This window comes from Erythrobacter sp. W302b, from assembly GCF_046452395.1.
Lineage (GTDB): Bacteria > Pseudomonadota > Alphaproteobacteria > Sphingomonadales > Sphingomonadaceae > Erythrobacter.
Map to the genome: position 1 here is coordinate 506,121 of NZ_JBKFDH010000001.1, position 13,601 is coordinate 519,721.

A 13,601-nucleotide genomic window follows, 5' to 3' on the forward strand; every position below is an offset into this window, starting at 1 on the left:
GAGCGATAATGAGCGACGACAACGACAACCAGCGCATCCGCAAACCTCTGGGCCTTAAGCGTTCGGTGGATGCGGGCGAGGTCAAGCAGACCTTCAGCCACGGCCGCACCAACAAGGTGGTGGTCGAGGTGAAGCGCCGCCGCGTGCTCGGCAAGCCCGGCAGCGAAGCGGCTGCGCCGCCGCCGCCTCCGCCACCGCCCGCTCCCGCGGCAGAAGCGCCTCGTCCGGCCGCCCCGCCGCCGCGTCCGGCCCGCCCCGCTCCCGCGGGCGAGACCCCGCAAGAGCGCGTGAAGCGCCTCCAGCTCGAAGCCGAGGAAGAACGGCTGCGGTTGGCCGAGGAAGCCCGCAAGCGCGAGGACGAAGAGCGTCAGCGCGCCGAAGAGGAAGAGCGTCGCCGCGCAGAAGAAAACCGCCGGGCCGAAGAAGAGGCCGAGCGTCAGCGCACCGCAGTCGCCTCTGCGCCCGACGTGGCTGCCAGCGAAGCTGCGTCAGCGCCGGCAGAAGCGCCCGTCGTTGCCGAAGAGCCCGCCACCGAAGCAACGGCCGCCAAGGCCGATGCTGTGCCCGCCGCACGGCGCTTCACCCCGGTCGAGCGCCCCGAGCCCAAGCGGCCCGCCGAGGTCAAGAGCAAGAAGAAGGACGACAAGCGCGCCGCGCCGATCGACGAAGGCAAGGACAACCGTCGTTCGGGCAAGCTGACCGTCACGCGTGCGCTGAACGAGGACGAAGGCCGCCGCGCGCGCAGCCTCGCCGCATTGAAGCGTGCGCGTGAAAAGGAACGTCGCGGTCAGGGCGGCCCGTCCAAGCCCCGCGAGAAGCAGGTCCGCGATGTGGTGGTGCCTGAGGCGATCACCGTCAGCGAACTCGCCAACCGCATGGCCGAAAAGGGTGCGGATCTGGTGAAGGCCCTGTTCAACATGGGCATGATGGTCACCGTCAACCAGACGATCGATCAGGACACGGCAGAATTGCTGGTCGAGGAGTTTGGCCACAACATCCAGCGTGTTTCGGCGAGCGATGTCGACATCGACAGCAGCGAGGACACCGATCCGGAAGAGACCCTGCGTCCGCGTCCGCCGGTGGTCACGATCATGGGCCACGTCGACCACGGCAAGACCAGCCTGCTCGATGCCCTGCGCGGCACCGACGTTGTGAAGGGCGAGGCGGGGGGCATCACCCAGCATATCGGCGCCTACCAGATCACCACCAAGGACAAGCAGAAGATCACCTTCCTCGATACCCCCGGCCACGCCGCTTTCACCGAGATGCGGATGCGCGGGGCGAATGTCACCGACATCGTGATCCTCGTGGTCGCGGGTGACGACGGGCTGATGCCGCAGACGATCGAGGCGATCAACCACACCAAGGCCGCCGGCGTGCCGATGATCGTGGCGATCACCAAGTCGGACAAGCCCGAGTTCAACCCGCAGAAGATCCGTGAACGTCTGCTCGAGCACGAAGTGATCGTCGAGGCGATGTCGGGCGATGTGCAGGATGTCGAGGTTTCGGCCAAGACCGGCGCGGGGCTTGATCAGCTGATCGAGGCGATCGGGCTTCAGGCCGAACTGCTCGAACTCAAGGCGCGGCCTGACCGCGATGCCGAGGCGACCGTGATCGAAGCTCAGCTCGACAAGGGCCGCGGCCCGGTCGCGACGGTGCTGGTGACGCGCGGCACGCTGAAGCGTGGCGATACCTTCGTGGTCGGCACGCAAAGCGGGAAGGTGCGCGCGATTGTCGATGACAAGGGCCAGCAGCTCAAGGAAGCCGGCCCCTCAATGCCGGTCGAAGTGCTCGGCCTTGGCGGGGTGCCCTCGGCGGGCGACAACCTCACCGTGGTCGAGAACGAACAGCGCGCCCGCGAAGTCGCGAAGTATCGTCAGGAATTGGCAACGGAAAAGCGCACTGCGCTGGCCCCGACCAATTTCGACACGATGTTCAACACGCTGTCCTCCAACGTCATCGAATTCCCGGTGGTGGTGAAGGCCGACGTGCAGGGGTCGGTCGAAGCGATCGTCAATGCGCTCCACAACCTGTCGAACGACGACATCAAGGTTCGGGTGCTCAACGGCGGCGTCGGCGCGATCACCGAAAGCGACGTGATGCTGGCGGGCGGCTCGAAAGCGCCGATCATCGGCTTTAACGTGCGCCCCAATGCCAAGGCCCGCGAGCTGTTGAAGCGCGATAATGTGCGGATGATGTATTACGACGTCATCTACCACCTCACCGATGCCATCGCCAAGGAGATGATCGGCGAGCTTGGCCCGGAACGGATCGAGCACGTGGTCGGCCGCGCGCTGGTCAAGGAGGTGTTCAAGTCGGGCAAGCGCGACAAGGCCGCTGGCCTGCTGGTCGAAGAAGGGGTCATCCGCAAGGGCCTGTTCGCCCGTCTTACGCGGGCCGATGTCATCATTTCGGCCACCAAGATCGCGTCGCTGCGGCGCTTCAAGGACGATGTCGACGAAGTGCGCACCGGTCTGGAATGCGGTGTGGTGCTCGAAGACACCAACGACATCAAGCCGGGCGACCAGCTTGAAGTCTTCTCGGTCGAGGAGCGTGAGCGGACGCTGTGAGCCTGACGGATACGCACTACCCAGACGATGCCGGGCAGTCGCCGCACACGGCGCTGCTCGGCTCGGAATTTGTTGGCTGGGATGAGGCGACCCAGACCGTCACCATGCGTTTCACCGTGAAGCGCGAGATGACCACCTGGCGCGGGGGCGTGCAGGGGGGCTTGGTGGCGGGCTATCTCGATGACGTGATGGGATATGCCTATGTCGCGGCCACTGGGGGCGAAATGGCGCCGCTCAATCTCGACATTTCGATGAGCCTGATCCGGCTGATTCCAGAAGGCGCGACAGTCATCGGCAAGGGCCGGGTGGTCAAGGGCGGACGGCGCGTCGTTTTCCTCGAAGGCGAATTGCTGGCCGAGGACGGGGCGGTATACGCCCGCTCGACCTCGACCGCGCTGCCGACCCCACGCCCGACGCCGACCAGCACGGGGATGGACCGCTGATGGCCAAGACGCCTTTCACCACCGAGCAACAGTCCGTCCGCGTCCTCAAGGTCGGCGAGCGGGTGCGGCATATCCTCTCGGAACTGCTCGCGCGGGGCGAGGTGCATGATGATGTCGTGCGCGCCGCGCATATTGCGGTCACCGAGGTGCGGATGACCCCCGATCTGCGCAACGCCACCGCTTACGTGAAGCCCCTTCTTGGGGCGGGCGAGGACGACATCGTGCACGCTCTCCGGCAGAACACCGCCTTCCTCCAGCGCGAGGTCGCCCAGCGATTGGGTCTCAAATTCGCCCCCAAGCTCAAATTCCGCAAGGACGAAAGCTTTGCCGAGGCCGACCGGATCGAGGCGCTGTTGCGCGACCCCAAGGTCGCCCGTGATCTGGGCGATGATCTGGATGACGATCTCAACAAAGACGACTGAGTCGCCGCGCAGGCCGGGACTTCGTGCGGCCAAGTGCCACACGCCTGAGGCGCCCCACCTGTGCGGGGGCTCACGGTTGTCTCAACGCGGCACCATCCGCGCTTTCAGCGTGATGTCCACCTTGTTGCCGACGATCAGCTGATAGGCTTTCATCCCGAACTGTCGCCGGTCGATGGTGGTGGTGCCGGTGAAGCTGACGGGTCTGCCCGCCTGCGCGATCGGATCGGCATTGAAGGTCACCGCCAGCGTGGCGGGACGGGTGACGCCGCGGGCCGTCAACTCGCCGCTGACAGTCCCGCGCGTCGTGCTCGACAATTTGAGCGAGCGGCCGAGGAATCGGATCGTGGGATATTTGTCCACCCAGAAGAACTTGTCGCTCCGCAGGCGGGCGAGTGTGACGCTGTCGGGCGCCTCGATCGCGGTGGCATCGAAGGTAACGTCGATCAGCGCCTTTTCCGGTGCATCCGGCACGATTGTCACCGCCCCCTCCATCCGCGGGAAGCGCGCAGTCTTGCTGGCGAGGCCGAAGAACGGCACCTTGGCCGAGACATTGCTCGCCGACGCATCAAGCGTGTAGCGCTGCGGCACGCCCGCGCTGTTGGCCAGCGCCAACGCCGCAAACAGCGGCAACAAGAACATCCGGGAGCGGGCGACGGACTTGATCATGATGTTATCCATACGCTTCAACCGGGCAAAAGGTTCACGCCCATCTCGCCCAGCGTCCGGCGAATGGTTAGCCTGACACGATGGCCAAGCTCTACTTCTACTACGCCAGCATGAATGCAGGCAAATCCTCGCACCTGTTGCAGGCCGATTTCAACTATCGCGAGCGGGGGATGCGCACCATGCTCTGGACCGCCGCGCTCGACAGCCGGTCTGCGGGGATGGTTCGCAGCCGCATCGGGCTGGAGAGCGAGGCGCACAAATTCACGCCCGAAACCGATCTGTGGGCGGTGATCGGCGCGGCGCACAAGGTGGAGCCGCTCGATTGCGTGCTGGCCGACGAGGCACAGTTCCTCTCGCCGGAGCAGGTGTGGCAGCTTGCGCGTTTGGCGGACGAGGCGGGGATACCGGTGCTGTGCTATGGATTGCGCACGGACTTTCAGGGCGCGCTGTTCCCTGGCTCGGCGGTGTTGCTCGGGATTGCGGACGCCTTGGTGGAGCTCAAGGCCGTGTGTCACTGCGGGCGCAAGGCGACGATGAACCTCAGGGTCGATGAAAGCGGCGCGGCGGTGCGTCAGGGCCAGCAGACCGAGATCGGCGGGAATGACCGCTATGTTGCGCTGTGCCGCAAGCATTTCTCCGAGGCGCTGGCGGGCTGACCGCGGGCTTCCTATCTACCACATCATGACCGAAACGCTTCTCTATGCGGCGATCCTTGTGCCGTGTCTCATCATCGCCATCGTCTTCCACGAGGTCGCCCACGGGCTGGCCGCGCTGAAACTGGGCGATCCCACCGCGCGCGAGCAGCGCCGCCTCAGTCTCAACCCGCTGCGCCATGTCGATCCCGTCGGCACGCTGGTGGTGCCGGGCGCACTGGCGCTGATGGGCGGGCCGGTGTTCGGCTGGGCCAAGCCCGTGCCCGTCAACGCGCTTCGGCTTGATAATCCGCGCTATGGGATGATGGCCGTCGCAGCGGCCGGCCCGGCAAGCAACCTGCTGCTCGCGCTGGTGGGTGCCGTGCTGCTCGGCGCGCTGGCGGGGCTCGGGGTCGGGCAAGGGACGATGGCGGCGGGGATCGCGGGCACGATGCTGACCACCTTCATCCTCATCAACATCTTCCTTGCGCTGTTCAATCTGCTGCCCATCCCGCCCTTCGACGGGTCGCACATCGTCGGCGGGCTGCTGCCGCGCAGCATGGCGGCGCAGTGGCAGAAATTGCAGCAGATCGGGATGCTGCTGCTGGTGGTGCTGATCGCGGCGACCTGGGCCTTTCCGCAATTCACGCTGGTCGAGCACACTGTCCTGCCCCCAGTGATGTGGCTGGAGGAGCGTTACTTCGCCTTGGCGAACTGGATCGCGGGCGGGATCGCGCGGTGAGCGGCAGGGCGTCCACGCCGCTCTCGGGCTGGCTGATTCTCGACAAGCCCCGCGGGATGGGCAGCACGCAGGGGGTGAGCGCAGTCAAGCGCGTGCTGCGGCAGAACGGCTATACCAAGACCAAGGTCGGCCACGGCGGGACGCTCGATCCGCTGGCCGAGGGCGTGCTGCCGATTGCGCTGGGGGAGGCGACCAAGCTCGCGGGGCGGATGCTGGATAGCGACAAGATCTATGCCTTCACGCTGACGTTTGGCGAGGAGACTGACACGCTCGATACGGAAGGGGCGGTGATTGCGACCAGCGACGTGCGCCCGACGTTGCCGGATGTGGAGGCGGTGCTGGGGCGATTCACGGGGCTGATCGAGCAGGTGCCCCCGGCCTACTCAGCGCTGAAGGTCGATGGCCAGCGCGCGTATGATCTGGCGCGGGCCGGGGAAGCGGTGGAGTTGAAGGCGCGGGCGGTGGTGATCCACGCACTCCACCTTCGTCATGCTGAACTAGTTTCAGCATCCATCTCTCCGCAAGCACCGGCTGCGCGGGATGAGGAATGGACCCTGAAACAAGTTCAGGGTGACGATTTGTTAAGTGAGGTGACGTTGATCGCCCACGTCTCCAAGGGCACCTACATCCGCTCCCTCGCACGCGATATCGCTCATGCCCTTGGCACCTGCGGCCATGTCACCTACCTGAGGCGCATCAAGGCCGGGCCCTTCCGTGAGGAACAGGCGATTTCGCTGGACTTCATGGAGGAAAGCGCTAAGGGCCGGGGCCTTGAACACCTCCTCCTGCCGCTGGAGGCGGGGCTGGACGACATCCCGGCCCTAAGCCTCGACCAGACAAGCGCGCAGGCGGTCCGACAGGGCCGGGTGCTGTCTGGCATGCCCCACTCATCCGGGCTCTACCTCGCCAAGCTGGGCTCCGTCCCGGTGGCGCTGATGGAGATTTCGGATGGCACGGCCACGGTCGTGCGCGGGTTCAACCTTCCCGATGTCGCTGAGTAAGAGAGAAAAGTTATGTCGGTGACCGCCGAAAAGAAGCAGGAAGTTATCGCCTCGAACGCCCGTGATCCCAAGGACACCGGCAGCCCGGAAGTCCAGGTCGCGATCCTCACCGAGCGCATCCGCAACCTCACCGAGCACTTCAAGGATCACCACAAGGACAACCACTCGCGTCGCGGCCTGCTGATGATGGTGAACAAGCGTCGCACGCTGCTCGCCTATCTCAAGAAGAAGGATGTCGAGCGCTACAACGCCCTGATCCAGAAGCTGGGTCTGCGTAAGTGACGCAAACGTTCGGCCCGCCATTGGCGGGCCGTTTACGTTTTGCGTCATCCCCGCGAAGGCGGGGATCCATCGGGCCGAAGAGCCAGGTGGAGTAATGGATCCCGGCCTTCGCCGGGATGACGAAGTAAAGGGTGCGGCTCGCAATTCGGCGAGCATCGCCTTCGGGGCTGACACAAGCGCCCCTAACCGGACCGGGACGGTTCTTTCCCCGGCACATGAGGCCCCGCCCGGCAATGTGGCCGAGCGGGTCAGAAGGAAAACCAATGTTCGACACGAAAACCGTATCGCTGGAGTGGGGCGGAAAGACCCTCACTCTGGAAACCGGGCGTATTGCCCGTCAGGCCGATGGCGCAGTCCTCGCGACCTATGGCGAAACCGTGGTGCTGTGCGCCGTGACCGCCGCCAAGTCGGTGAAGGAAGGGCAGGACTTCTTCCCGCTCACCGTCCACTACCAGGAAAAGTTCTCGGCTGCCGGCCGTATCCCCGGCGGCTTCTTCAAGCGTGAACGCGGCGCGACCGAGAAGGAAACGCTCACCAGCCGGTTGATTGACCGTCCGATCCGTCCGCTCTTTCCCGAAGGCTTCTACAACGAGATCAACGTGATCGCGCAGGTCCTGTCGTTCGACGGCGAGACCGAGGCCGATATCGTCGCGATGATCGCGGCATCAGCTGCGCTCACCATCTCGGGCGTGCCCTTCATGGGCCCGATCGGCGCGGCGCGCGTCGGCTATGTCGATGGCGAATACACGCTGAACCCGAAGCAGGACAAGGCGCTCTCCGAAGGCCGTCTCGACCTCGTGGTCGCCGCGACCCAGAACGCGGTGATGATGGTCGAATCCGAAGCCAAGGAACTGACCGAGGACGAAATGCTCGGCGCGGTGATGTTCGCGCATGACGAGATCCGCAAGGTCATCGGCGCGATCGTCGATCTGGCCGAGAAGGCCGCCAAGGATCCGTGGGATGTCGACACCAGCGACAACACCGCCGACATGAAGGCCAAGCTCAAAGAGCTGATCGGCGGCGACATCGCGGCGGCCTACAAGGTCACCGACAAGTCGCAGCGTTCGAACCTGCTGAACGAAGCCCGGGCCAAGGCCAAGGCGGCGTTCGCCGACGAAGGCGGACAGACCCAGATGGTCGCTGGCAAGCTGATGAAGAAGCTCGAAGCGGAAATCGTGCGCACCGCGATCCTCAAGGATGGCCAGCGCATCGACGGCCGCAAGCTCGATCAGGTTCGCCCGATCAAAGCCATCGTCGGCTTCCTGCCGCGCACCCACGGCTCCTCGCTGTTCACCCGCGGCGAGACTCAGGCGATCTGCACCACCACTTTGGGCACCAAGGACAGCGAGCAGATGATCGACGGGCTCGAAGGCCTCAGCTATTCGAGCTTCATGCTGCACTACAACTTCCCGCCCTATTCGGTCGGTGAAGTGGGCCGCTTCGGCGCGCCGGGTCGCCGCGAAGTCGGTCACGGCAAGCTCGCTTGGCGCGCGCTGAACCCCGTGCTGCCGAGCAAGGAAGACTTCCCCTACACCATCCGCGTTCTGTCGGACATCACCGAGTCGAACGGCTCGTCCTCGATGGCGACCGTGTGCGGCGGCTGTCTGTCGATGATGGACGCCGGTGTGCCGGTGAAAGCTCCCGTTTCGGGTATCGCCATGGGCCTGATCCTCGAAGGTGACGAATTCGCCGTCCTCTCGGACATTCTGGGCGATGAAGACCACCTCGGCGACATGGACTTCAAGGTTGCCGGGACCGCCGAAGGCATCACCACGATGCAGATGGACATCAAGGTCGCCGGCATCACGCAGGAGATCATGGCCAAGGCGCTGGAGCAGGCCAAGGCCGGCCGTCAGCACATCCTCGGCGAGATGGCCAAGGCCCTGACCGGTGCCCGCACCGAAGTCAGCAAGCACGCACCGCGCATCGAGACGATCCAGATCGACAAGTCGAAGATCCGTGACGTCATCGGCACCGGCGGCAAGGTGATCCGCGAGATCGTCGCCGAAACCGGCGCCAAGGTCGACATCGACGATGAAGGCGTGATCAAGATTTCGTCCTCGAACCTCGACGAGATCGAAGCGGCGAAGAAGTGGATCCTCGGCATCGTCGAGGAAGCCGAAGTCGGCAAGATCTACAACGGCAAGGTCGTGAACATCGTCGATTTCGGCGCTTTCGTGAACTTCATGGGCGGCAAGGACGGCCTCGTCCACGTTTCGGAAATGCGCAACGAGCGGGTTGAGAAGCCCACCGATGTCGTCTCCGAAGGCATGGAAGTGAAGGTCAAGGTCCTCGAGATCGACCAGCGCGGCAAGGTCCGCCTGTCGATGCGCGTGGTCGACCAGGAAACCGGCGAAGAGCTGGAGGACACCCGTCCGCCCCGCGAACCGCGTGAACCGCGCGAAGGCGGCCGTGGCGGTGATCGTCGTGGGCCGAAGGGCGACCGGGGTGGTCGCGGCGGCGACCGTGGTGGCCGTGGCGGCGATCGCGGCGGTGACCGTGGTCCGCGCGACAACGCACCTGCGGGCCTGCCCGACTTCCTGAAGGACTGAGCTTAGCCCGCTCTCGTCATCCCAGCGAAAGCTGGGACCTTGAGCGGCAAGCGCAGTCCTTTGAGGCCCTAGGTCCCAGCTTTCGCTGGGATGACGGGTTGAAAAGAACAAAGGCCGCCCGGTTCATTCCGGGCGGCCTTTCCATTAAGGCACCAACCATGCTCCAGCGCGAACTCATCGACACCACCCAGATCGAGGACGGCGTCACCCTCGAACTCTACACCCATGCCGGCCACTTCATGATCGTGATGGGGCGCAACGAGCTGATGAGCACGCGGATGCGCTTTTCCGAGGAGCAGCTCGCCGACCTCACGCTTGAACGGCTCGGCAAGGACAAGGCCCGCATCCTGATCGGCGGCTACGGCATGGGCTTCACCTACCGCGCGGCGGCCGTTAAGCTCGGGCCCAAGGCGCAGATCGTGGTCGCGGAAATCAGCGAGGCGATCATCGACTGGGCCAAGGGGCCGATGGCAGAGCTGACGGGGGACGGCCTCGCCGACCCGCGTCTCGACCTCAAGATCTGCGACGTCGCCGCGCTGATCGACGATGCCAATGACGGCACTTGCGACAAGTTCGATGCGATCCTGCTCGATGTCGATAACGGCCCCGACGGGATTGTGCGCGACGCCAACAACCGGATCTACTCGCGCACCGGCCTTGCCAAGGCGCGCGACGCCTTGAAGCCGGGCGGCATACTCGCGGTGTGGTCGGCAGGGCCCGACCCCGCCTTCCGCAAGCGGCTGTACGATACGGGCCTGCAAGTGACCGAGTGGAACGTCCGATCACGCCCCAACAACAAGGGCGCACACCACATCATCTGGTTTGCTCAGAAGTCGTAAATCAGCGTGACGCGGCTCAGCGTATCGGTCTGCACGGCGCCCGGCGGCGGGTTGCTGTCATATTCCACTGCGTAGGAAAAGCGCGCGGTCAGGCTGCGGTTGATCCGGGCATCAAGGCCGGTGATCAGATCGAGCGTGGTGTTGCGCGAATCGATGATGGCGACCGCCGATCCGCCCGTTTCGGCCACGGCATTGGTGTCCTGGGTCAGCTTGAGCTTTTCGGTGATTTTCCAGTCGAAATCGAGGCCGATCAGCCCGGCGATCCGGCTTTCGTTGCGGCCATCGGCGAATTCGGTGACGCGGTATGCCGGACCGGCTTTGACCGAAAGCTGGATGTCATCTGCCTTGAGCGCCTGATAGCCCATGCCGCCTGACACGGCATAGCGTGCCGCGATGCCCTGAAACCGGTCGCGCTCGTATTGGGCAAGCGCATAGACATAGAAGTTGTCCGAGACGTTGAAGTTGGGCTCGTAACGGCCGAGGTATTGTTCGCGGGTCGTCACGCCATTGGCGCGCTGGTAATCGACCCGGCCTGTCAGCTTGTGGCGCCAGTCGATGCCCTCACGGTCCAAGGTCAGGCCCGCGGTAACGCCGGTATTGTCCGAGTTGCCGGTGGCGCGGAACGCGCCAAACTCGCCCTTGCCAGACCAGTTGTCGAGCAGACCGGCCGCGCGGATTTGCGCCACTTTTGCCTCGGCCTCGGCCGCTTTGCGCGCGGCGACACCCTTCTCGAAGTTGGCGACAATCGCGTCGATTTCTTCCTGATCGCCCGGATTGGTCGCGCGCGCGATTTCGGTAACGGTGCGGACCTTGGTTTCATCGCCGGTGGCGATCGCGGCATCAATCATCGCGCGCACGGGTTCGGGCAATTCGGCATGAGCCGCCTGCGCCGTCGCGAGGGCGCCAAGTGCTACCAGTTGCCACCCTGTTCTGGCGTGCATGTTAGCGCTCCCTTTGACCTCTCCCAGCCATAGAAGGCGAGGCAGGGCGAGGGCAAGACCTGATGCAGGCAGCCCGTCGCCATGCGCGATGATTTACCGAACGCGTGGTCCGCCGAAGGGCAGTGGCGGCGGGGGGCGACGCACGCCGCGCGGCAGCTGCGCCTGATAGGCGCGGCCGCAATGTTCGACGCAATAGGGGAAGCCCGGGTTTACCGGCTGACCGCAGAAGTGGAAATCGGCTTCGCCGGGGTGCCCCATCGGCCAGCGGCACACCTTGTCCGACAGATCGAGCAGCGTGGTCTTGCCCGCAATCTCGGGGCTCGGCTTGGCAGGCACGAGGCGGCGCGGCGGGGCCGGAGGAATCGGTGCCTGCTGGTCGCCGGGACCTTGGCGCAGGAAACCGCCCGGCCCGACCGAAACGATCTTGGGCAGATCGGCCGATGGGCCCGGAACGGGCTGAGAAGGCACTGCATTCAGACCTTCATCCGCAGCCACGTCAACGCGGGGGGAGGGCGCAGGCGTGCGCGGCGCAGGGCGCTCAGCCGCTTCGCCGGCAACGCTGCGTTCTGCGGGTTCGGCCCGCGGTTCAGCCGCGCGCGGCGCGGGCGCTGCAGCGGGCTTCTTCGCCGGAGCGGCCGGCTTCTTCTTGTCATTGGCCTTCACCGGAGAGGGGCGCGCCTTCAGGCCAAGGCGGTGCGCCTTGCCGATCACGGCATTGCGGCTGACGCCGCCGAGCTCGGCCGCGATCTCGCTCGCGGTGGAGCCGCCTTCCCACATCTTCTTGAGCGTTGCGATGCGCTCGTCCGTCCAGCCCATAATTCCTACCTGTTCCTGTGTCCGGCGCCTGCCGTATAGCACTGCTGCTTGTCAGAGCGTCCCTTGCGGCCTAGGCACCTGCGCCATGGCCGACCGCGCTCCTTCAGCAAACCCTTTGCACGACGCTGCTCCCGTGACTGAAATGACGCCTGATGACAAGACCGGCGGGAGCATCCGGTTTTCCCCGCGCGGCGTGCCCGTGATCATCGGGGTCAATCGCGTGGGGCTCTTCGCCCTCTATATGAAGGAGGTGCGCCGGTTTCTCAAGGTCCAGACGCAGACGATCTGGGCTCCGGCCTTTACCACACTGCTGTTTCTGGTGATTTTCACGGTCGCATTGGGCCGCCAGGGGCGCGAAGTGCTGGGCGTGCCCTTTGCCAGCTTCGTTGCGCCGGGTCTGATCGTGATGGCGATGATGCAGAACGCCTTTGCCAATTCCAGCTTCTCGCTGCTGTCGGGCAAGATGCAGGGCACGATTATCGATCTGCTGATGCCGCCGCTGTCGCCGGGTGAGTTGATGGCGGGGATCCTCGCGGCGGCTGTGACCCGCGCGATTGCGGTGGGGCTTGCGGTGGCTTTCGCGATTGCCTTGTGGCCCGGTGTCTCGCTCGCGATGACACACCCGTGGGCGGTCATATGGTTCGGCCTGATGGGATCGCTCATGCTGGCGACGCTCGGCCTTGCGACCTCGATCTGGGCCGAGAAGTTCGATCACAACGCCGCTGTCACCAACTTCATCATCGCGCCGCTCTCGCTGCTGTCGGGCACGTTCTATGTGATCGAGAACCTCGACGCGGTGTTCCAGTGGGTGAGCCGCTTGAACCCGTTCTTCTACGTGATCTCGGGCTTCCGCTATGGCTTCCTCGGGGCGAGCGACATGGGGCCTGGCACTGTCCTGACGGCGGCGGCTGTGGGCCTGCTGGTGCTGAACGCGGCGCTGGCGGCGGGCGTCTATGCGCTGCTGCGATCGGGCTGGAAGCTCAAGAGCTGAGCGGGCGGGATCGACCCTTGATCATCAATGCGTCAGCGAGCGCCGCATCCGGTAGCGGCCATCCTTGAATCTCTCGAACAGCTGCCGCACGGTCGGGTGATCGACTGGCCCGCCATCGGAGTCCGCGATCAGATTGCCCTGGCTGACATAGGCCACATAGGACGAATCATCATTCTCCGCGAGCAGGTGATAAAACGGCTGGTCGCGCCGGGGACGGATGTCCTCGGGGATCGACTGGTACCATTCCTCCGAATTGGCGAAGACCGGATCGATATCGAACACCACACCGCGAAAGGCGAACAGGCGGTGGCGGACCACATCGCCAATGCCGAAGCGGGCACGGGTCTGGCGCGGCGCGACAATGGTGCGCCCGGCCTGGCTCGAGAAGAACTCTGAACGTTCCATGCCTGATAATATGGACCTTTGCGCCAGCAAAACAAGCAGTGGCTTTGTGCACCTGCGAGATATGCCCGCATTTTGTGCACCCTCGGGTCTTGGCAAGCCCCGCGCCTTGGGCTAACGGGCGCGCTCCCTGTCGCCAGCCGTCCCGACCAGATGGCCTCCAGTACTGCGACAGGACTTGCGGAGAGGTGGCAGAGTGGTCGAATGCGCCGCACTCGAAATGCGGTTTACCGGCGACGGTAACGTGGGTTCGAATCCCACCCTCTCCGCCAACTATCTCATTAAGTATTTGAGTTTTTTAG

14 protein-coding genes and 1 tRNA gene are annotated in these 13,601 nt (G+C 64.7%); 11 read left to right on the forward strand and 4 right to left on the reverse strand.

The genetic code is table 11. The features are described 5' to 3' along the window. Positions 1-8 precede the first annotated feature (8 nt). From infB to rbfA, 3 genes are read left to right on the forward strand one after another with little or no spacing between them, the layout of a single operon-like run. A complete protein-coding gene (infB, locus tag ACLBKT_RS02430; protein WP_410181388.1) occupies positions 9-2,570 on the forward strand; it encodes a translation initiation factor IF-2 in 2,562 nt (853 codons plus the stop codon). Beyond that, complete coding sequence (locus ACLBKT_RS02435; protein WP_410181389.1) at positions 2,567-3,013, forward strand: PaaI family thioesterase; 447 nt, start codon at positions 2,567-2,569, stop codon at positions 3,011-3,013. Before infB ends, ACLBKT_RS02435 begins: the two co-directional genes overlap by 4 nt. Beyond that, positions 3,013-3,435, forward strand: a complete 423-nt coding sequence (gene rbfA, locus ACLBKT_RS02440; protein ID WP_410181390.1) for a 30S ribosome-binding factor RbfA — start codon at positions 3,013-3,015, stop codon at positions 3,433-3,435. Before ACLBKT_RS02435 ends, rbfA begins: the two co-directional genes overlap by 1 nt. A gap of 81 nt (positions 3,436-3,516) precedes the next feature. On the opposite strand, the gene ACLBKT_RS02445 is transcribed toward rbfA, so the two are convergent. Further along, positions 3,517-4,101: a YceI family protein gene (locus ACLBKT_RS02445; protein WP_410181391.1), complete on the reverse strand. Its 585-nt coding sequence runs from the start codon at positions 4,099-4,101 to the stop codon at positions 3,517-3,519. 80 nt (positions 4,102-4,181) lie between these two features. On the opposite strand from ACLBKT_RS02445, the gene ACLBKT_RS02450 reads away from it, so the two are divergent. The 6 genes from ACLBKT_RS02450 to ACLBKT_RS02475 all read left to right on the forward strand — a co-directional run bounded on the left by ACLBKT_RS02450 (position 4,182) and on the right by ACLBKT_RS02475 (position 10,149). Beyond that, the gene (locus tag ACLBKT_RS02450; protein ID WP_410181392.1) at positions 4,182-4,757 is read left to right on the forward strand and encodes a thymidine kinase; all 576 of its coding nucleotides are present in this window, start codon (positions 4,182-4,184) and stop codon (positions 4,755-4,757) included. Positions 4,758-4,782: 25 nt separating this feature from the next. After that, positions 4,783-5,475 (forward strand): site-2 protease family protein, encoded by a 693-nt coding sequence (locus tag ACLBKT_RS02455; protein WP_410181393.1) that lies wholly within the window; start codon positions 4,783-4,785, stop codon positions 5,473-5,475. Positions 5,476-5,531: 56 nt separating this feature from the next. Beyond that, the gene (gene truB, locus ACLBKT_RS02460; RefSeq protein WP_410183632.1) at positions 5,532-6,476 is read left to right on the forward strand and encodes a tRNA pseudouridine(55) synthase TruB; all 945 of its coding nucleotides are present in this window, start codon (positions 5,532-5,534) and stop codon (positions 6,474-6,476) included. Between the two features lie 12 nt (positions 6,477-6,488). Next, positions 6,489-6,758, forward strand: a complete 270-nt coding sequence (gene rpsO, locus ACLBKT_RS02465; protein ID WP_066524809.1) for a 30S ribosomal protein S15 — start codon at positions 6,489-6,491, stop codon at positions 6,756-6,758. Positions 6,759-7,021: 263 nt separating this feature from the next. Continuing rightward, positions 7,022-9,310 carry a polyribonucleotide nucleotidyltransferase gene (gene pnp / locus ACLBKT_RS02470; RefSeq protein WP_410181394.1) on the forward strand — a complete coding sequence of 763 codons (2,289 nt, stop codon included), beginning with the start codon at positions 7,022-7,024 and terminating at the stop codon, positions 9,308-9,310. Between the two features lie 158 nt (positions 9,311-9,468). Beyond that, the gene (locus tag ACLBKT_RS02475) at positions 9,469-10,149 is read left to right on the forward strand and encodes a spermidine synthase (RefSeq protein ID WP_410181395.1); all 681 of its coding nucleotides are present in this window, start codon (positions 9,469-9,471) and stop codon (positions 10,147-10,149) included. Here the strand turns inward: ACLBKT_RS02475 and ACLBKT_RS02480 are convergent. Together ACLBKT_RS02480 and ACLBKT_RS02485 are read right to left on the reverse strand one after the other, a co-directional pair. Continuing rightward, positions 10,137-11,090, reverse strand: a complete 954-nt coding sequence (locus ACLBKT_RS02480) for a YdiY family protein (protein ID WP_410181396.1) — start codon at positions 11,088-11,090, stop codon at positions 10,137-10,139. The two genes, ACLBKT_RS02475 and ACLBKT_RS02480, sit on opposite strands and share 13 nt — an antisense overlap. A 93-nt stretch (positions 11,091-11,183) precedes the next feature. After that, on the reverse strand, positions 11,184-11,906 hold the full coding sequence (locus ACLBKT_RS02485; RefSeq protein WP_410181397.1) for a GcrA family cell cycle regulator: 723 nt from the start codon (positions 11,904-11,906) through the stop codon (positions 11,184-11,186). A 142-nt stretch (positions 11,907-12,048) separates the two neighbouring features. Here ACLBKT_RS02485 and ACLBKT_RS02490 point away from each other — a divergent pair, with 142 nt between their 5' ends. Continuing rightward, a complete protein-coding gene (locus tag ACLBKT_RS02490) occupies positions 12,049-12,897 on the forward strand; it encodes an ABC transporter permease (RefSeq protein WP_410183633.1) in 849 nt (282 codons plus the stop codon). 24 nt (positions 12,898-12,921) lie between these two features. Here ACLBKT_RS02490 and hspQ read toward each other — a convergent pair whose 3' ends face one another. Continuing rightward, on the reverse strand, positions 12,922-13,302 hold the full coding sequence (gene hspQ, locus ACLBKT_RS02495; protein WP_410181398.1) for a heat shock protein HspQ: 381 nt from the start codon (positions 13,300-13,302) through the stop codon (positions 12,922-12,924). Between the two features lie 179 nt (positions 13,303-13,481). Here hspQ and ACLBKT_RS02500 point away from each other — a divergent pair. After that, a tRNA-Ser gene (locus tag ACLBKT_RS02500) sits at positions 13,482-13,571 on the forward strand. The last annotated feature ends 30 nt before the right edge of the window (positions 13,572-13,601 follow it).